15 protein-coding genes are annotated in these 17,927 nt (G+C 72.6%); 9 read left to right on the forward strand and 6 right to left on the reverse strand.

Features of this window, described 5'->3' with window-relative positions; all coding sequences use genetic code 11:
• Nucleotides 1-52 precede the first annotated feature (52 nt).
• Nucleotides 53-1,399, reverse strand: coding sequence for a phenylacetate--CoA ligase PaaK (gene paaK / locus MYF83_RS07085; RefSeq protein WP_248959373.1), 1,347 nt, complete (start codon nt 1,397-1,399; stop codon nt 53-55).
• Between the two features lie 327 nt (nt 1,400-1,726).
• On the opposite strand from paaK, the gene paaZ reads away from it, so the two are divergent.
• From paaZ to MYF83_RS07125, 8 genes are all read left to right on the forward strand, one after another.
• Nucleotides 1,727-3,760 carry a phenylacetic acid degradation bifunctional protein PaaZ gene (gene paaZ / locus MYF83_RS07090; RefSeq protein WP_248959374.1) on the forward strand — a complete coding sequence of 678 codons (2,034 nt, stop codon included), beginning with the start codon at nt 1,727-1,729 and terminating at the stop codon, nt 3,758-3,760.
• 139 nt (nt 3,761-3,899) lie between these two features.
• A complete protein-coding gene (paaA, locus tag MYF83_RS07095) occupies nt 3,900-4,826 on the forward strand; it encodes a 1,2-phenylacetyl-CoA epoxidase subunit PaaA (protein ID WP_248959375.1) in 927 nt (308 codons plus the stop codon).
• On the forward strand, nt 4,823-5,104 hold the full coding sequence (gene paaB / locus MYF83_RS07100) for a 1,2-phenylacetyl-CoA epoxidase subunit PaaB (RefSeq protein WP_248959376.1): 282 nt from the start codon (nt 4,823-4,825) through the stop codon (nt 5,102-5,104). Before paaA ends, paaB begins: the two co-directional genes overlap by 4 nt.
• Nucleotides 5,105-5,111: 7 nt before the next feature.
• Nucleotides 5,112-6,032: a 1,2-phenylacetyl-CoA epoxidase subunit PaaC gene (paaC, locus tag MYF83_RS07105; RefSeq protein WP_248959377.1), complete on the forward strand. Its 921-nt coding sequence runs from the start codon at nt 5,112-5,114 to the stop codon at nt 6,030-6,032.
• A complete protein-coding gene (paaD, locus tag MYF83_RS07110; RefSeq protein WP_248959378.1) occupies nt 6,026-6,520 on the forward strand; it encodes a 1,2-phenylacetyl-CoA epoxidase subunit PaaD in 495 nt (164 codons plus the stop codon). The genes paaC and paaD overlap by 7 nt, the downstream gene beginning before the upstream one ends.
• Nucleotides 6,521-6,706: 186 nt before the next feature.
• Nucleotides 6,707-7,795 (forward strand): 1,2-phenylacetyl-CoA epoxidase subunit PaaE, encoded by a 1,089-nt coding sequence (paaE, locus tag MYF83_RS07115; RefSeq protein WP_248959379.1) that lies wholly within the window; start codon nt 6,707-6,709, stop codon nt 7,793-7,795.
• Nucleotides 7,796-8,117: 322 nt separating this feature from the next.
• Nucleotides 8,118-9,950 carry a glycoside hydrolase family 15 protein gene (locus MYF83_RS07120; protein ID WP_248959380.1) on the forward strand — a complete coding sequence of 611 codons (1,833 nt, stop codon included), beginning with the start codon at nt 8,118-8,120 and terminating at the stop codon, nt 9,948-9,950.
• A gap of 230 nt (nt 9,951-10,180) precedes the next feature.
• Nucleotides 10,181-10,792: a nucleotidyltransferase domain-containing protein gene (locus MYF83_RS07125; RefSeq protein WP_248959381.1), complete on the forward strand. Its 612-nt coding sequence runs from the start codon at nt 10,181-10,183 to the stop codon at nt 10,790-10,792.
• Between the two features lie 112 nt (nt 10,793-10,904).
• Here the strand turns inward: MYF83_RS07125 and MYF83_RS07130 are convergent, their stop codons facing one another.
• The 4 genes from MYF83_RS07130 to MYF83_RS07145 form a co-directional block, all read right to left on the reverse strand.
• Nucleotides 10,905-11,882 (reverse strand): cation diffusion facilitator family transporter, encoded by a 978-nt coding sequence (locus tag MYF83_RS07130; protein ID WP_248959382.1) that lies wholly within the window; start codon nt 11,880-11,882, stop codon nt 10,905-10,907.
• Nucleotides 11,875-12,252, reverse strand: coding sequence for an ArsR/SmtB family transcription factor (locus tag MYF83_RS07135; protein WP_248959392.1), 378 nt, complete (start codon nt 12,250-12,252; stop codon nt 11,875-11,877). Before MYF83_RS07135 ends, MYF83_RS07130 begins: the two co-directional genes overlap by 8 nt.
• A gap of 390 nt (nt 12,253-12,642) precedes the next feature.
• The gene (locus MYF83_RS07140) at nt 12,643-13,227 is read right to left on the reverse strand and encodes a carbonic anhydrase (protein ID WP_248959383.1); all 585 of its coding nucleotides are present in this window, start codon (nt 13,225-13,227) and stop codon (nt 12,643-12,645) included.
• Nucleotides 13,228-13,319: 92 nt separating this feature from the next.
• Nucleotides 13,320-13,727 carry a hypothetical protein gene (locus MYF83_RS07145; RefSeq protein ID WP_248959384.1) on the reverse strand — a complete coding sequence of 136 codons (408 nt, stop codon included), beginning with the start codon at nt 13,725-13,727 and terminating at the stop codon, nt 13,320-13,322.
• 239 nt (nt 13,728-13,966) lie between these two features.
• Here MYF83_RS07145 and MYF83_RS07150 point away from each other — a divergent pair, with 239 nt between their 5' ends.
• Nucleotides 13,967-15,199 (forward strand): esterase-like activity of phytase family protein, encoded by a 1,233-nt coding sequence (locus MYF83_RS07150; protein WP_248959385.1) that lies wholly within the window; start codon nt 13,967-13,969, stop codon nt 15,197-15,199.
• A 133-nt stretch (nt 15,200-15,332) separates the two neighbouring features.
• On the opposite strand, the gene MYF83_RS07155 is transcribed toward MYF83_RS07150, so the two are convergent.
• Nucleotides 15,333-17,645 carry a sialidase family protein gene (locus MYF83_RS07155; RefSeq protein WP_248959386.1) on the reverse strand — a complete coding sequence of 771 codons (2,313 nt, stop codon included), beginning with the start codon at nt 17,643-17,645 and terminating at the stop codon, nt 15,333-15,335.
• Nucleotides 17,646-17,927: the final 282 nt, after the last annotated feature.

Here is a 17,927-nt window from a genome sequence, read left to right on the forward strand (position 1 = left end):
AAGCGTGGAGACCCCCGCCTTCAGTTCAGGCGGGGGAGGGAACAGGAGTATCTCAGCCCTGCTCGCCATCCTCGGCGCCGCGCCGGTCGATCACCCGGCGTAGCTTGCCGACCGAGCGTTCCAGGGTCTCGGGGTCGACCACCGCGCAGTCCACGCCGATGCCGGCCGTGTCCCTGACGGCCGCCACCACCTCGCCGGCGGCGAGGTCGCGGCGCGCCGTCGGGCAGTCGGGCCGGGCCTCTACCCGCACGGTCAGGTGGTCCAGGCGGCCCCGGCGGGTGAGCAGCAACTGGAAGTGGGGGGACAGGCCGGGAACGCGCAGGACGATCTCCTCGATCTGGGTCGGGAACACGTTCACGCCCCGCAGGATGATCATGTCGTCGCTGCGGCCGGTGACCTTCTCCATCCGCCGGAACGGCCGCGCCGTGCCCGGGAGCAGCCGCGTCAGGTCCCGCGTGCGGTAGCGGATGATCGGCAGGGCCTCCTTGGTCAGCGAGGTGAACAGCAGCTCGCCCTTCTCGCCCTCGGGGAGCACCTCACTGGTGAACGGGTCGACCACCTCGGGGTAGAAGTGGTCCTCCCAGATGTGCAGGCCGTCCTTGGTCTCCACGCACTCCTGCGAGACGCCGGGCCCCATGACCTCCGACAGCCCGTAGATGTCGAGGGCGTCGATAGCCAGGCGGTCCTCGATCTCCTTGCGCATCCCCTCGGTCCACGGCTCGGCGCCGAACAGCCCGACGCGCAGCGAGGTCGAGCGAGGGTCGATGCCCTGGCGCTCGAACTCGTCGACCATGGCCAGCATGTAGCTGGGCGTGACCATGATGACCCCGGGCCGGAAGTCCTGGATGAGCTGCACCTGGCGGGCCGTCATGCCGCCGGACACCGGCACGACCGTGCAGCCGAGGCGCTCGGCCCCGTAGTGCGCGCCGAGGCCGCCGGTGAACAGGCCGTAGCCGTAGGCGACGTGGACGATGTCGCCGGGCCGGCCGCCCGCGGCGCGGATCGAGCGCGCCATGAGGTCGGCCCAGGTGGACAGGTCGCGCTCGGTGTACCCGACGACGGTCGGCCGGCCGGTCGTACCGCTGGAGGCGTGGATGCGCCGGACCTGCTCCCGGGGAACGGCGAACATGCCGAAGGGATAGTTGTCCCGCAGGTCGTCCTTGGTGGTCATCGGGAAGTGCGCGAGGTCGGTGAGGGTGCGGCAGTCCTGCGGGCGCACGCCGGCCCGGTCGAACGAGCGGCGGTAGAACGGCACGTTGTCGTAGGCGTAGGCGAGCGTCCACCGGAGGCGTTCGAGCTGGAGCGCGTGGAGCTCGTCCTGGCCGATCCGCTCGACCGGCTCGAGGTGGCCGAGATCTCCCAGGTCCCCGAGGCCCGCCGTGTGTCCAAGGCTGCTCACGAGTGCCGCTCCGTTCGTCCGATCGCCGTCGTGTCAGGACTCCCCGGCCGCTCGGGGCGGTGACGGTGGTCGCCGTGAGCCGTCAAGCGCTCAACGTACCGACCGAATGGCCGATGGATGCGGATTTGTCATCACTTACGGATTTGTCGTCAGTTAAGGGTTGCCGTTCTACCGCTGTCAAGGGGTGTCGCGAGGCTTGTGGAATGGGTAGGAGCCAAGGAGCCGTCCCGCCGTCAGGTTGTCGGGCCGTCACCGGCCGCCCGAACGGCCCCGGGTTACCATCCAGGCGAACGGCCCGCATGTTGTCCCTCAATGGGGAGGTCGACCATGGCTCCGCTCAGCAGCTACGTCACCGGTTCGTGGCACGTGCCGGACGACGAGGGGGCCCCGCTGCACGACGCCGTCACCGGGGAGGAGGTCGCCAGGATCTCCTCGGCAGGGGTCGACTTCCGCGCCGCGCTGGACTACGGGCGTCGCACCGGCGGGCCCGCGCTCCGCGACCTGACCTTCCACCAGCGGGCCGCGCTGCTGAAGTCGCTGGCCTCCCACCTGCGCGAGCACCGCGAGGAGCTGTACGCGCTGTCGCTGCGCACCGGCGCGACGCTGAACGATTCGAGGTTCGACGTCGACGGTGGCATCGGCGTGCTGTTCTCCTACTCCTCCAAGGGCAGGCGCGAACTGCCCAACGGCAGGGTCTACCTGGACGGCGGCGTCGAGCCGCTCGGCAAGGGCGGCTCGTTCGCCGGCCAGCACCTCTATACCTCCATGCGCGGCGTGGCCGTGCAGATCAACGCGTTCAACTTCCCCGTCTGGGGGCCGCTGGAGAAGCTCGCGCCGGCGTTCCTCGCCGGCCTGCCGTCCCTGATCAAGCCGGCCGGGCAGACCGCCTATGTCACCGCCCGCCTGGTGGAGCTGATCGTCGCCTCGGGTCTCCTGCCCGAGGGCGCCGTGCAGCTGGTCTGCGGGAGCGCGGGAGACCTCTTCGAGCACCTGACCGAGCAGGATCTGGTGGCCTTCACCGGCTCGGCCTCGACCGCGCAGAAGCTGCGCACCCACCCGGTCGTCGCGGCCCGCTCGGTGCGCTTCAACGCCGAGGCCGACTCGCTGAACTGCTCGATCCTCGGCCCGGACGCCGCTCCGGGCAGCCCCGAGTTCGAGCTGTACGTCGCGCAGCTGGTGACCGAGATGACGGTCAAGGCGGGGCAGAAGTGCACGGCGATCCGGCGCGCGTTCGTCCCCGCCGAGCTGCTCGGTGAGGTGGCCGAGGCCGTCGCCGCCCGGCTGGCGAAGGTCACGGTCGGCGACCCGGCCGATCCGTCCGTCGACATGGGCGCCCTCGCCGGTCTCGGCCAGCGCGAGGAGGTCCGCCGCGCGCTCAAGGCGCTCATCCCCGCCGGCTCGGTGGTGTACGGGGACCCCGAGCACGTGGAGGTCGTCGGCGCCGACGCCGAGCGCGGGGCGTTCGTCTCGCCCCTGCTCCTGCGGGTGGACGACGCCGACCGGCCCGAGCCGCACGAGGTGGAGGCGTTCGGCCCGGTGAGCACGCTCATGCCCTACACCTCGGCGGAGCGGGTGATCGAGCTGGCCGCGCGCGGCCAGGGCAGCCTGGTCGGGTCGGTGGTGACCGGCGACCCGGACTTCGCGCGCGAGGTGGTGCTCGGCACGGCCCCCTGGCACGGCCGCCTGCTCGTGCTCGACACCGAGGCCGCGAGGGAGTCCACCGGGCACGGTTCGCCGCTGCCCGTGCTGGTCCACGGCGGTCCCGGGCGGGCCGGCGGCGGCGAGGAACTGGGCGGCGTCCGCGGGGTGCTCCACCACATGAGCCGCACCGCCGTGCAGGCCGGCCCGTCGATGCTCGGGGCGATCACCGGGCGCTGGGTCCCCGGGGCCGAGCGCACCGTGACCGAGGTGCACCCGTTCCGCAAGCACCTGGAGGAGCTGAGGCCGGGCGACACGGTGATCGCCGGGCCGCGCCGGGTCGACCTCGCCGACATCGAGCACTTCGCCGAGTTCACCGGCGACACCTTCTACGCCCACATGGACGAGGAGGCGGCCAGGGCCAACCCCTTCTTCGACGGCAGGGTCGCCCACGGCTACCTGATCGTCTCGCTGGCGGCGGGGCTGTTCGTCGACCCCGACCCCGGGCCGGTGCTGGCCAACTACGGGCTGGAGAACCTGCGCTTCCTCACCCCGGTCTACCCCGGGGACGAGCTGACCGTGACGCTCACCGCCAAGCAGATCGACCCGCGCGAGGGCGCCCCGTACGGGGAGGTGCGCTGGGACGCCGACGTGACCAAGCAGGACGGCTCGTCGGTGGCCAAGTACGACGTGCTGACCCTGGTCGCCAGGCGCGACGGCTGACGGCGGCGACTCGGCCGGGCCCGGTGCGTGCGGGGCTTCCGGCCCCGTACGGGCCGGTCAGAGGGGATGGGCTTGCATGCCGTCCGCCGCTGAGCGAGACTGATAACTGACCGAATGTTCGGTAAAGGGGTGGCGCCGCGTGGCAGACCTCCAGGAGCACTTCGACCACACGATCGAGCAGGACCGGCGCGTCGAGCCGCGGGACTGGATGCCCGACGGCTACCGCGCGACGATGGTCCGCCAGATCGCCCAGCACGCCCACTCGGAGATCATCGGCATGCAGCCCGAGGGGGAGTGGATCACCCGTGCGCCGTCGCTGCGGCGCAAGGCCATCCTGCTCGCCAAGGTGCAGGACGAGGCCGGGCACGGGCTCTATCTCTACTCCGCCGCCGAGACGCTCGGCGCCGACCGCGCTGAGCTGACCGCGATGCTCATCGAGGGGCGGCAGAAGTACTCCTCGATCTTCAACTACCCGACGCTCACCTACGCCGACGTCGGAGTCATCGGCTGGCTGGTCGACGGCGCGGCCATCTGCAACCAGGTGCCGCTGTGCCGCAGCTCCTACGGCCCCTACGCGCGCGCGATGATCCGCATCTGCAAGGAGGAGTCCTTCCACCAGCGGCAGGGGTATGAGCTGCTGCTCACCATGATGAAGGGCACGGACGCCCAGCGGGCCATGGTGCAGGACGCCGTCGACCGCTGGTGGTGGCCGTCGCTGATGATGTTCGGCCCGCCGGACGACGCCTCGCCGAACACCGCCCGGTCCATGGCCTGGAAGATCAAGCGGCACACCAACGACGAGCTGCGCCAGCGCTTCGTGGACATGACCGTCCCCCAGGCCGAGGCGCTCGGCGTGACCCTCCCCGACCCCGGCCTGCGCTGGAACGCCGAGCGAGGACACCACGACTTCGGGCCGATCGACTGGTCGGAGCTCAAGCGGGTGATCAGCGGCGACGGGCCCTGCAACGCCCGGCGGATCGCCGTACGCCGCGCCGCGCACGAGGACGGCGCCTGGGTCCGCGAGGCGGCGACCGCCCACGCCCGCAAGACCGAGGTGAGGACATGAGCGAGTGGCCGCTGTACGAAGTCTTCGTCCGGAGCAAGCGAGGGCTCAACCACGTCCACGTCGGCTCCCTGCACGCCGCCGACGACGAGACGGCGCTGCGCCACGCCCGCGACCTGTACACCCGCCGCAACGAGGGCGTGAGCATCTGGGTGGTGCGATCGGACCACATCGCCGCCACCAGCCCCGACGAGAAGGACCCGTTCTTCGCGCCGAGCGGCGACAAGGTCTACCGGCATCCGACCTTCTACACCATTCCCGACGACGTCCCGCACATGTGAGGCCGCGATGTCCTCCGGCGACCCCCGCGAACCACTCCCCGGCCGCCACGAGCCCTTCCTCGGCAACGCCTACGAGGCGCTGAACCAGGGCGAAGACACTCGCTGGGCGTACGGAACCGGATTCGCCGACCCCCTGGCCGGCGTCGACACGCGGGTACCGGAAGGCGTGGACGGGGCCGATCTGGCCGCCTACTGCCTAATGCTCGGCGACGACGCGCTGATCATGTCGCACCGGCTGCAGGAGTGGTGCGCGCACGCCCCCGAACTGGAGGAGGAGGTGGCGCTGGCCAACATCGCCCTCGACCTGCTGGGGCAGGCCCGCCTGCTGCTCTCGCGGGCCGGCGCCGCCGACGGGTCGGGCAGCGACGAGGACGCGCTGGCGTTCCTGCGCGAGGCGGGCGGGTTCCGCAACGTCCACCTGGTCGAGGCCGAGAACGGCGACTTCGGGCAGGAGATGGCGCGCCTGCTGGTATTCGCGACCTGGCGGCTCGCGCTGCTCGACCGGCTGGCCGGCTCGCGCGACCCGGTGCTGGCGGCGGTGGCCGTCAAGGGCGTGAAGGAGGTCGCCTACCACCGCGACTACGCCGCGGGGTGGGTCGTCCGGCTGGGCGACGGGACCTCCTACTCCCGGCGGCGGATCGCGGAAGGCCTGGCGGCCGTCTGGCCCTCGGTGCCGGAGCTGTTCGTCCCGCACGAGGTGGAGTCGCGCCTGGCCGCGGCCGGCGTCGGGGTCGACCCCGCCACGCTGCGCGAGGAGTTCGACGCCGTCATCGCCCACGTCCTGACCACCGCCACCCTCACCCCACCCGCTGGTCCCGGTGGCTCGGCGGTGCCGCGTGGCCGCGACGGAACGCACACTGCGGCCCTTACCCGGCTGCTGGACGAGATGCAGAGCGTCGCCCGGGCACACCCGGAGACGACATGGTGAGCGCGCGCGAGGTGGCGAAGGCCGTGCCCGATCCGGAGCTGCCCATGCTGTCCCTGGCCGACCTGGGCATCCTGCGCGACGTCGAGGAGACCGAAGGGGGAGGCGTGATCGTCACGATCACCCCGACCTACAGCGGATGCCCGGCCATGGACGCCATCAGGGCCGACCTGTCCGCCGCCCTGCGCGCCGCCGGGTACGCCGAGGTGGAGGTCCGTACACGCCTCGCCCCGGCCTGGACGACCGATTGGATCAGCGAGGAGGGCAGGCGGAAGCTGGCCGGCGCGGGCATCGCCCCACCCGGCCCGGCTCCGGCCCGCCGCCCCGGCCCGGTCCCATTGACCCTCGGTCCGCCCCGCAGGCGGCCCGGCTGCCCTCTCTGCGGGTCGCACGACACCGAGGAGCTGTCCCGCTTCGGCGCCACCGCGTGCAAGGCCCTGTGGCGCTGCCGCACCTGCCGGGAACCGTTCGAGCACGTCAAGGAGCTCTGACATGCCCGGCCGAATCGAGTGGACGGACACCGGCCGTGCCGGCGGAGGGGCTTGGGCTGCGATGGCGCCCGGGAGCGGAGGGGCTTCGGCTCCGAGGGTGTCAGGGAGCGGAGCGGATTCGGCTGCGATGGCGCCCGGGAGCGGTATGGCGGGGGTCGTCTTCGGTCGTGTCGATGGAGGGGGCCTGTGGTGAGCGCGGCCGGGGTGGGGGTGCGGCGCCGGGCCGCGTTCGCCGCGTTGCGGGTGGCGAGGGTCGACCGGCTGTGCGAGGACGCCGCCGCGATCACCTTCGAGGTGCCCGAAGAGCTGGCGGAGGACTTCGCCTTCCGGCCCGGCGAGTCGCTCACGCTGCGCGCGTTCGTGGACGGCCGTGAGGAGCGGCGGTCCTATTCGATCTGTGCTCCGGCGGGCGGCCCGCTTCGCATCGGGGTCAGGGAGATCCCCGACGGGTTGTTCTCCAGCTGGCTGGTCCGCCGCCTGAGGCCGGGGGACGAGGTGGAGGTACTGCCCCCCACCGGCGGATTCACCGCCGACCTCTCCCATCCGGCGCACCACGTCTTCATCGCGGCCGGTTCGGGGATCACCCCCGTCCTCTCGATCGCCTCCTCCGTGCTCGCTGTGCCGGACGCCCGCGTGACGCTCTTCTACGGCAACCGCACCACGAGCACGGTGATGTTCGCCGAGGAGTTGGCCGATCTCAAGGACTCCGCCCCGGCCCGCGTCGAGCTGGCGCACGTGCTCTCCCGGGAGCCCAGGGAGCCCGAGCTGTTCACCGGCCGTCTCGACGCCGCCAAGCTGCGCGTCCTGCTGCCCGCCCTGACGCCTGTGCCCGAGGTCGGCCACTGGTGGCTGTGCGGGCCGTACGGGATGGTCCTAGACGCCCGCCGCGTCCTCGCCGAGCTGGGGGTCGCGGGGGAGCGCGTCCACCACGAGCTGTTCTACGTCGACGAGCCGCCGCCTCCGCCGGCCCGCCAGGTGGAGGGGCCGGACGAGGAGGGCGCGGCCAAGGTCACGGTGATCCTGGACGGCCGAGCCACGTCCATGGCGCTTCCCAGGGGGGTCACCGTGCTGGAAGGCGCGCAACGCGTACGCCCCGACCTGCCCTTCGCGTGCAAAGGAGGCGTGTGCGGCACCTGCCGCGCCAAGGTCACCGCCGGGACGGTGGAGATGCGCCGCAACTTCGCCCTCGAACCCGCCGAAGTCGAGGCCGGGTACGTGCTGACCTGCCAATCCATCGCGCTCACGCCCGACCTCACCATCGACTACGACGCCTGATCCGCGCGCGCCTTGGTCCGCCGTGCACGAACGAACGCCGCCCGGGAGGCCCGCCGTACAGGGCGCCGGCATCCCCGTAGCCCCTCCTCGCCGACGCGGCGCCCCGTACACGGCACACCACCGAGCGGTGAGGGGAAGCGCTGAGCGAGCAGGCGGCTCGCCGGAGGGCTGGGGAAGCGCTGAGCGAGGGGGCGGCAGTGTGGGAGGCGGGGGGAAGTGCGCAGCGAGGGGCGGCTTGTGGGGGGCGGGTAGGGGGTGGATGCGGGTATGGGGCAAGGGAGGGGTGATGCTCCTGGTAGCGGGAGAGGGGCGGTGAAGGGACATGACGACGACTCCCATCGCCGACTACGCGCTGCTGTCCGATCGGCACTCGGCCGCGCTGGTCGGCAAGGACGGCTCGGTGGACTGGCTGTGCCTGCCCCGGTTCGACAGCCCGTCGGTGTTCGGGGCGATCCTCGGCGACGGGGCGGGCCGCTGGTCCATCCGCCCGGCGGGGCCGTTCACCGTGTCGCGGCGCTACGTGGACGAGACCATGGTGCTGGAGACGACCTTCGAGACCGGGACCGGGACCTTGGTGCTGACCGACGCGCTGGTGGTCGGCGACGAACCCGACGTGCACCGCCTCGGCGCCAACGCTCCCCATGTGCTCGCCCGCTGCGCCAGGTGCACGCGCGGCTCAATGGAGGTCGACGTCCACTACGTTCCCCGGCCGGAGTATGGGCTGGTCATGCCGCTGCTGAGGTCCGTGCCCGGCGGCGTCCTCGCCCGTGGGGGCCCCGACCAGCTGGCGCTGTCAACGCCGGTCCCGCTGACCGTCACCGCCCAGGCGGTCACCGGGAGGGTGACGATCAACGCGGGCGTCGCCCTGCGGTTCGCCCTGCATTGGAGCCCGGCGTGCGATCCGCCGCCCGCCATCTTCGGCGACGACCGGATCGCCGCCGAGGTCGAGACCACGATCACGCGCTGGCGGGCCTGGTCACGGGCCCACCAGGCGTATGGCGGCCCTTACCGGGACCTGGTCGGCAACTCCGGCAGAGTGCTGTACGCGCTGTCGTACCAGCCGACGGGCGCCATCGTGGCGGCCCCCACCACCTCGCTGCCCGAGACGCCTGGCGGGGGACGCAACTGGGACTACCGCTACTTCTGGGTGCGGGACGCGAGCTTCACGATGAACGCCCTGTGGGTGGCCGCTTGCCCCGACGAGGCCGACCAGTTCCTCGCCTGCATGACGACCGCCGCCGCGACCTACGAGCCGGAGTGCGCGCTGCAGATCGTCTTCGGCATCGGCTGCGAGCACGACCTCACCGAGCGGGAACTGCCACACCTTGGCGGGTGGCGCGGCAGCCGTCCGGTCCGCGTGGGGAACGACGCCTGGCGGCAGCCCCAGGTAGACGTCTACGGAGAGCTGCTGGACGCCGTCCACTGCGTGTCCGGCCAGCTCGGCGAGTTCGACGAGCGGGCCCGCGCCTTCCTGACCGCGCTCGCCGACGCGGCCGTCCGGCAGTGGCGCGAGCCGGACCACGGCATCTGGGAGATCCGGGGTGAGCGCCGGCACTACCTGCACTCCAAGGTCATGTGCTGGGTCGCGGTGGACCGGGCCGTCGCGCTGGCCGGACGTCTCGGGGCCGAGCATCGCGTCCCGGAGTGGCGGGCCGTGGCCGGTGAGATCCGTGACGCCATCCTGCGCGAGGGTTGGAGCGAGGAGGCCGGCGCCTACACCCAGGCGTTCGGCTCGGCCGAGCTGGACGCCTCGGTTCTGGTGATGCCGATCGTGGGGTTGCTGCCCGCCCGGGATCCCCGGATGCTCGCCACCATCGACGCCGTCGCCGCGGGCCTGGTCGACGACTACGGCCTGGTGTACCGCTACCGCACGGACGACGGGCTCCCCGGCGAGGAGGGGGCGTTCCTGCTGTGCACGTTCTGGCTGGCCCAGGCGCTGGCGCTCGCCGGACGGGCCGAGGAGGCGCGTGCCGTGTTCGAACGGGCCGGCGCGTTCATGAACGACGTCGGCCTGATGTCGGAGGAGATCTGCCCGCGGACCGGCGAGTTCCTCGGCAACTTCCCTCAGGCGCTCAGTCACATCGGGCTGATCAACGCCGCCTGGGCGATGTCCCAGACCGAGCACGGGGGCGAGTTCAAGCCCGCTTGCTGGTAGGCCGGAGCCCGTACGAGCGTGGTGCGGGCCGCTACGTCGTTCTCGCCGGGCGGCGCGAGCGGTAGCCCGAGACCTTGGCCCCCTCGTCGCGCCTGATGACCGTGCCTTCCCTGCAGAGTCGTCTGCGGGACGGGCCGGGTGTGGGACCGCTCCCGCGAGTGTGCCGATATGCCGGTCCCGGATTCGTGAAGATCCCCACGGGGCGGGGGTGTACACGCGAAGATGTCGGCATGATGCGCCGGGAGACGCCGTGGGGCATTTGGGACCCCGCGCCGCTATCTGAGGTGGCCGCGCTCTTCACCAGCACCGGCGACCGATGGTGGATCGCCGGGGGGTACGCCATCGAGCTCGCGGTGGGCCGCGGTTTCCGCCAGCACGCCGACATAGACGTCCTGCTGCTCCGCCCGGACCAGCTCGCCGCGCAGCGGGCGCTGCCGGCGTGGGATTGGTGGGCCGCCGATCCTCCAGGTGTCCTGCGCCCCTGGACGCGGGACGAGATCCTTCCCGACACGGTTCACGACATCTGGTGCCGGCCGGGGCCCGCGGAGCCGTGGCGGATCCAGGTCATGCTCGACGAGTCCGAGGGCCACGACTGGGTCTCGCGGCGCGACGGCCGGGTGCGGCGCCCCGTCGACCGGCTCGGCCTGCTGTCCGCCGAGGGCGTTCCCTACCTGGCCCCCGAGGTGCAGCTCTACTACAAGGCCAAGCGCCCTCGCGCCAAGGACGAGCAGGACTTCACCGAGGTCCTGCCGATGCTCGGCGACGACCAGCGCGACTGGCTGGCGCGCACCATCGGGCTGGTGTACGGGGACCACCCGTGGGCCGGCCGCCTGCGCGACTGAGGCGGCGCGGCTGAGGCGGCGCGGCTGAGGCGGCGCGGGTGGGGCGGCGCGGGTGGGGCGGCGCGGCTGGGGCGGCGCGGCTGGGGCGGCGCGGCTGGGGCGGCGCCGTTCCTCAGCACGCGGGACGGTCGCTCCTGTGCGCGGGGCCGTGCGGGTCGGCGCAGTGCGCGTCGGTGCGGCCGATGGTCAGCAGCTCGGGCGTCGCGTGGTCGACCTGGAGCGTGGTGTGGCCGATGCCGTACTCGTCCCGCACCAGCCGCTCCGCCGCGACCCGCACGGCATGGCAGTCGCTGCCCGGCGCCACCAGGATGTGCGCCGACAGCGCGGCGTAGCCGGAGGTGACCTCCCAGATGTGCAGGTCGTGCACCTCCACGACGTGCTCGAGCGCGGCGGCCTTCCTGCCGATCTCGGCCGGGTTCATCCCGGCGGGCGCCGCCTCCATGAAGACCCTGCCGGAGTCGCGGACCAGGCCCCAGCCGGCCTTGAGCATCAGCGCGGCGACCACCAGCGCGGCGAGCGCGTCGGCGCGGTTCCAGCCGGTCAGCCAGATCACCAGGCCGGCGATCGTGGTGGCCACGAAGGCGTACAGGTCGTTGAGGATGTGCTGGAAAGCCCCCTCGACGTTGAGGCTCGTCCGGTTCGCCCGGCTGAGCAGCCATGTCGCGGCGAGGTTGACGGCGATGCCGGTCACGCCGGTGACGACGACGAAGACCCCCTCCACGGTGGGCGGGGCGACGAGGCGGCCGATGCCCTCGTAGACGAAGTAGGCGCTCAGCAGGAGCAGCGTGATGCCGTTGATCTGGGCCGAGATGATCTCGGCGCGCTTGAGCCCGTAGGTGAATCCGCCCTGCGGGGGGCGCTGGGCGATGCGCATGGCGACCAGCGCGAAGACGATGGCGATGGCGTCGGTGAGCATGTGGCCGGCGTCGGAGATCAGCGCCAGGGACTGGGCGATGAAGCCGACGACCACCTCGACGGCCATGAAGCCGACGATCAGTGCGAGGGCTCCGGTCAGGTGGCGCCGGTCAGTGTCGGCGCCCACCTCGTGCCCGTGGCCGTGCCCGTGTCCGCGGGGCGGGTGCTCACCCATCGCCGAGCCCTCCCTCGGTGTGCCTCGCATGGGTGATGGCCAGGTCGAACAGCATCCGCACGTGGGAGTCGGCGAGCTGGTAGTAGGCCATGCGTCCCGACCTTCGCACCTTGACCACGCGGCGCATGCGCAGCAGCCGCAGCGCGTGGGAGGCGCCGGACATGCTCTGGCCGGTGGCCGCGGCGAGGTCGCACACGCACATCTCGCCGCCTTCCAGCAGGGCCGCCATCATGCGCAGCCGGCCGGGATCGGCGAGCAGGCCGAAGACCTGGGCCAGGTCCTGCACGGTCTCCTCGGAGGGCAGGGCCTGGCGGACCGAGGCCACCCGCTCGGCGTCTACCACCGGCACCGAGCAGGCGTCCGGCTCCATCACTGCGACACTTGAACGATCCTTCATATGTAGAAGTGTAGGAAGTGGTCCTCCTCGCTGTCGACTCCCTCGGGGGACGTGGGCCGGTCATCCGCCGTACGACGGCGCCGGCATCGCCGTACCACCTCTCGCCGACGCGGCGCCGATGCGGGAAGCGCCACGTCGGACGGAGAGGCGGGACCACCCGGCGCAGCTAGGCGGTCGCCCACCACGTCGGACGGAGAGGCGGGACCAGCCCGCGCGCGCGGAGGTAGGCGGTCGCCCGCTGCGTCGGGTGGTGGGGCGGGACCACTCGGCGCAGCTAGGCGGTCGCCCACCGCGTCGGACGGAGAGGCGGGACCACTCGGCGGAGGTGGGCGGTCGCCCGCTAAGTGGTCGTGCGGCGGCGGGTCACAGGGGCGTGAAGGTGCCGGTCTCCGGGCGGTAGTTGGACACGACCCCGGTCTCCACCTCGTAGAACCAGCCGTGCAGGCGCAGCCGCCCGGCGGCGAGACCTCTGGCCACCCGGGGGTAGCGGCGCAGCTTGTCTAGCTGGGCGACCAGGTGGGCCTGCCCGGCCTCCTCGTCCCCGGTCGCGGGGGCCTCCCGCCATCGGTGCGTCTGGAGCAGCCACCACCGCGTGGTCGGAGCCGAGCGCAGCGTCCAGGAGCGGACCCGGCCCTGGACGGCGCCGCAGCTGGTGTGGCCGCACACGATCACGTCCTGCACGCCCAGGATGTTGACGGCGTACTCGATGGTGGCGGCCTCCGCCGTGAGCCGGCCGAGGCGGTACGGCGGGATGACGTTGCCCGCCGTGCGCAGCTCGACCAGTTCCCCGGGCCGGGCGCCCGTGATCAAGGAGGGGATGACCTGCGCGTCGGAGCAGGTGATGAACATCGCCTGCGGCGAGGCGCTGTCGCATGGGGGGATCACCTGTTCTCGGCCGCCGCTGACCTTCTGATGGAACGTGCGGGCATGGTCGATCAACGATTGCATGGCTGTGGACCTTTCGTGCTGATGAGGGGGAGGGAAGATCGGCCGGTCGCGAGCGCGTCCGGCCCCGCGCCGGGTGCGGGAGACTCCCTCGATCAGCAGCGGAAGATCGGCAAGCGCGGCCCCGCGGGCCGCGTCCATCGCAGGGCTGAGACGTCCGGTCCCGGCATGGCCGCCCGGAGGGCCGCCTCGGCGGTGGCCCTCGCTTTCTGCGGCGGCTGCCCGCCGTGACGGGACGGCGGCGGTGAAGGCTTGACCCACCCGGCCGCGCACGGGCTCTCCCATGGCTTCGGGCAGCCGTCGTGATCGATGTCCTCGAGGGCCGGCATGGGCGCGACCGCCGGCGGCGGCCCGGCGACCGGCATGATCGGCTCGGCCGGCGCCACGAGTGAGCCTTCGGGGTGACCGTCATGGGAGCCGATGCCGTGGACGAGCAGGATGACGGCGGCCAGGGACAGGAAGAGATGAAGGGCCGCCCGCACCGCCGATCGTCGCTCCGTCAACGCATCGCCCCACTACCTGTAGCATGCAGTCGCTTACTGATAGTAGTCGAGGTGCCGTGTCCCGTACATGGGCTCTTTGGCAAAGGTGCTGGTCACGCTATGGAGAGGGGAGACCGGTGGCAGGAAACGCCGACGGCGCCGGGGTTGGCGGCCCGCGGGTGCCCTCGATCACGACATGGGCACCCGCGAGTCATCCGGTGTTGTGCCCCGCTTCATCGGGCATCTCTAACGTGACGGCCATGAGAAGAACCATGATCGGGTTGGGCGCCGTCGTGCTGGCGCTGGGCCTTTCGGCTCCGGCCCTCGCCGACGGGCACGACGGTCCCGCCGCGCAGCAGGCGCGGGGCGGCGACCACGGGTTCGGGCGCGCGACGCTGAGCGGCTTCGCCTCCCTTCCCGCACAGACCTTCGTCCCCGGCAGCGAGCCGTCGGGCGCTCAGTTGGGCACGGCCCCGGTCAACGGCGTCACCCCGCCGTTCGCCGGCCAGCCGGTGCAGGGCTTCAGCGGCGTCGTCCGCCGCCGTGACGGCACCTTCGAGGTGCTGTCCGACAATGGGTACGGGGGCAAGGCCAACAGCGCCGACTTCCTCCTTCGCATCCAGCGGATCAAGCCGGACTTCCGCGCCGGCACCGTGCAGGTCCTGGGCGGCATCGACCTCAGCGACCCCGGCAAGCACGTCCCCTTCCCGCTGACCCGCCCCGACCGCAGGCTCACCGGCGCCGACTTCGACATCGAGTCGATCGTCCGGAACCCCGACGGCACTTACTGGATCGGCGACGAGTTCGGCCCGTTCCTGCTGCACTTCTCCGCCTCCGGCGCCCTGCTGGAAGCCCCGATCGCCCTGCCCGGCGTGAAGGCGCCCGAGAACCCCACCCTCGGCGGCGCCACGCCGAACCTCGCCGGCAGCAAGGGGTTCGAGGGGATGGCGCGCGCCGTCGACGGCCGCCACCTCTACCCGCTGCTGGAGGGCACCGTCTCCGGAGACCCGGCGGGCACGCTGCGCATCAACGAGTTCGATTTGCGCGACCGCGCCTACACCGGCCGCCGCTGGGTGTACCGGCTCGAGGCGCCCGGCAACGCCATCGGTGACATGATCGCGGTCGACCGCGACCGGTTCCTGGTCATCGAGCGCGACAACGAGCAGGGCGACGCGGCGCGGTTCAAGCGGATCTACCTGGCCGACCTGCGCGACCGCGACAAGGACGGCGCCGTCGACAAGACCCTGGTGGCCGACCTGCTCGACCTCGCCAACCCCCAGGGCGTCGGCGGCTTCGGGACGACCTTCCGCTTCCCGTTCCAGACCATCGAGGACGTGGTGATCCTCGACGACTCGACGCTCGGGGTGCTGAACGACAACAACTTCCCGTTCTCGGCCGGTCGCACGCCGGGCAAGCCCGACAACGACGAGTTCATCACCGTGCGGCTCTCGCGTCCGCTCGACGCCGACCCGCGCGCCTACCGCCGCTACTGACAATCGCCGGGGCCGGCCCCCCCGGGGCCGGTCCCGCCGGACAGGTCCGTTCCGAAGCCGGGCCGGTCCCGCCCGGCGCCGGACTGGTCCCGGCGGGAGGCCGAGGCCGGTCCACCGGGCGACGCCGCGCCGGTCAGTGGGGCGCGGTGGCGGTGACGCGGGTCCACTCCACGCGGGCCGCGGCGGCGTTGCCGTGCGCGGTCCCCGTCACCCAGTGCGTCACCTGCGGGTTCTCCCGGCTGTCCTGCACCACCCAGGTGGTTCCGGTGTCGGCGCCGTCCCGGTACAGGCGGGCCACCCCCGCGCTGTCGACCGTGACCTTCCACGTCGATGGCGACGGGGCGGTGGCCGAGGAGTAGATCTTCTCCCACACGGCCGAGCCCTTCCGCATCGTCCAGACCCCGCTCTTCTGGACCGTCAGCATCAGCCGCCGGTGGCCGTTGGCGACCTTGGCGCCCAGGCTGACGCCCTCGCCGGTGGCCGGGTCGAGGGCGCTGTCGTCCTCCACCCGCCCCCGGAACTCGAGCGTGAAGTCGCAGCCCTCGGTGACGTCCAGGCCGAGCGACGCGCTGGACGCCCTGCGGGTGGCGCTGCGCAGCAGCAGGTCGCCGCCGGCCACCCGCGCGGTGCCTCCCGCGCCGTCCAGGGTCCAGTCGCCGAACGCGTCCCAGGTGCTGCCGGCGACGTCGTCGACCACCTCGACCAGGTCCACCAGCGCCTCGGCGGGCGCGGTGGCGGTGCCCGAGCACCACACCGACACCTCCGGGGCTTCGCGGGAGGCGGGGACGGCCCACGCCGCCCCCGTCTCGGCGCCGTCCAGGTGGAGGGTGGCGTCGCCGCGCGCGCCGACGGCCACCTGCCACCGGTGGGCGGCCGCCGTGTCGCCGGCCGCGGCGTGCACGCGGCTCCATCCGGCCGTGCCGCGCACGAACGAGTACACGCCGTCGGGCTGCACGGCGAGCATGAGCCGCAGGGACCCGGTGGCGACCTTCAGCGCGAGGCCGGCGCCCGCTCCGGTGCCGGGGTCCAGCCGGGAGTGGGCGGTGACCCGGGCCTGGATCGTCGCGACGAACCCGCCCGACGGGCCGCACCGCTGGGTGACCCCGGAGAAGCCGGGCGGGATCCCGTCCCCGGCCGGGGCGGCGTTGGCCAGGTGGAGGCGGCCGGAGGCGTCGACCTCGGCGGTGCCGCCGCCGGCCGTCACCGTCCACGCGGACAGGTCGTCCCACCCTCCGCCGATCCCGGTGAACGACCGGGAGACGTCCAGCCGCGCGACCTTGATCGCGGTCTGGTTGTGCTCCCAGACGACGAAGAATCGGCCCGGCTCGTACTCGGCGGCGCTCGGGTACACGTCCCAGCCTCGCGCGGCGCCCTCGGTCAGCCGCGCCCCGTCGGCGAACAGCCGTCCCGGCCCCCACGGGGCGCCCGGCCGCTTGATCTTGTAGCAGAGGATCTCGCGGTACTGGTCCGGCTTGCCGGCGCTCGCACCGGTGAACGGGCCGGCCAGCGTGTTGTAGATCGCGAGGTACCGGTCGAGCGAGTCCTTGGCGAAGAAGGTCTTGACGTAATAGTTCGGGATATTGCGATCAAGGGCCATCGGCGACCACGTCAGCCCGCCGTCCATGCTGGTCGCGGTCGCGGCGTAGGACGCGTGGGCGCGGTAGAAGGCGTCCCGCTGCGCCGCCGACGTGCCGCCCGTGAGGTTCAGCGTCCGCGTCACCAGCACCAGCGTGCCCGGCTCGTCCTGCGACACGGCGAGCTGCGGTTCCTCCACGGCCACGCCGGGCGGGTTCGCGGCGAGCGCCCCCGGGGTCCAGGTGACCAGATCCGCCGAGCGCAGCACGCCCGCCCTCGTCGTGCCCCCCGCCGCCTGCCAGTAGGGGATCAGCCAGACCCCGTCGTGCTCGACCGGCCTGCCCGCCACCACCACGCCCCTGCCGTTGGCCGGCACGTCGACGGTGATGGGGAAGTCGCTCCACGTGCGGCCGGCGTCGGTGCTCCTCTTGGCCACCATCGTCACGGGGAAGCCGTCCACCTGGCCCTTGCCGTCACGGTCAGCGGCGATCGTGATCCGGCCGAGGAACGCGTACAACGTGCCGCCATCGTCCAGGAAGATCACGTAGTGGTACCGATGGGTCGCGGTCGCCGCGGCCAGCGTGCCGGTCGTCCAGGTGGCGCCCCCGTCGCCGGAGGTGGCGTACAGGATCGACCCCTGGTCGGTCGGGGCGGGGTCGCGGTCGTCGCGCACCCCGGCCCGCCAGCCCACCACCAGCCGCCGCGCGTCGAGCGCGACGATGTCGGGCACGCGGTTCCCCTCGTGCGCCAGCTCGCCGCGGGTGTCCTGCTCGACGGTCCGGTAGACGGTGACGGGGTCGGCGACCGCCGCTCCGACGACGTCGATCTCGGGCCAGGACCGCGCGCGGTCACGACCGGGGGTCGCGTTCATCGAATCTCCTTTAACGCGACACGGTGTGGAACCGTGTCGGATGGTGCGGAATCGAAGCGGTGTTCGCATCCGGCTGATCGTGCCTGAACCTGACCCGTGAGGGCCGGAATCCCCCTCGTTCGCGAGGGGGAAGGGGGCAAGATCCGAGCGAACACGAGCGGCCGGGCTCGCGCAGGAGATCCTCCGTCCCTTCACCCGGTGTTCACCCTGCGGGACCGGCGGCGCCCGGGGGCCGCGACGAACGAAAAGGGCGGCGTCGCGCACCGGCCTTCCGACCGGTGC

The organism is Sphaerisporangium perillae, assembly GCF_023276435.1.
Classification (GTDB): Bacteria; Actinomycetota; Actinomycetes; order Streptosporangiales; family Streptosporangiaceae; genus Sphaerisporangium; species Sphaerisporangium perillae.

Coding starts and splice junctions, on each gene's coding strand:
- MYF83_RS07140 (WP_248959383.1), bottom strand. CDS start 13,227: ATGCAATCGTTGATCGACCATGCCCGCACGTTCCATCAGAAGGTCAGC.
- paaB (WP_248959376.1), top strand. CDS start 4,823: ATGAGCGAGTGGCCGCTGTACGAAGTCTTCGTCCGGAGCAAGCGAGGG.
- MYF83_RS07120 (WP_248959380.1), top strand. CDS start 8,118: ATGACGACGACTCCCATCGCCGACTACGCGCTGCTGTCCGATCGGCAC.
- MYF83_RS07125 (WP_248959381.1), top strand. CDS start 10,181: ATGATGCGCCGGGAGACGCCGTGGGGCATTTGGGACCCCGCGCCGCTA.
- MYF83_RS07135 (WP_248959392.1), bottom strand. CDS start 12,252: ATGGAGCCGGACGCCTGCTCGGTGCCGGTGGTAGACGCCGAGCGGGTG.
- MYF83_RS07130 (WP_248959382.1), bottom strand. CDS start 11,882: ATGGGTGAGCACCCGCCCCGCGGACACGGGCACGGCCACGGGCACGAG.
- paaC (WP_248959377.1), top strand. CDS start 5,112: ATGTCCTCCGGCGACCCCCGCGAACCACTCCCCGGCCGCCACGAGCCC.
- MYF83_RS07155 (WP_248959386.1), bottom strand. CDS start 17,645: ATGAACGCGACCCCCGGTCGTGACCGCGCGCGGTCCTGGCCCGAGATC.
- MYF83_RS07150 (WP_248959385.1), top strand. CDS start 13,967: ATGAGAAGAACCATGATCGGGTTGGGCGCCGTCGTGCTGGCGCTGGGC.
- paaZ (WP_248959374.1), top strand. CDS start 1,727: ATGGCTCCGCTCAGCAGCTACGTCACCGGTTCGTGGCACGTGCCGGAC.
- paaD (WP_248959378.1), top strand. CDS start 6,026: ATGGTGAGCGCGCGCGAGGTGGCGAAGGCCGTGCCCGATCCGGAGCTG.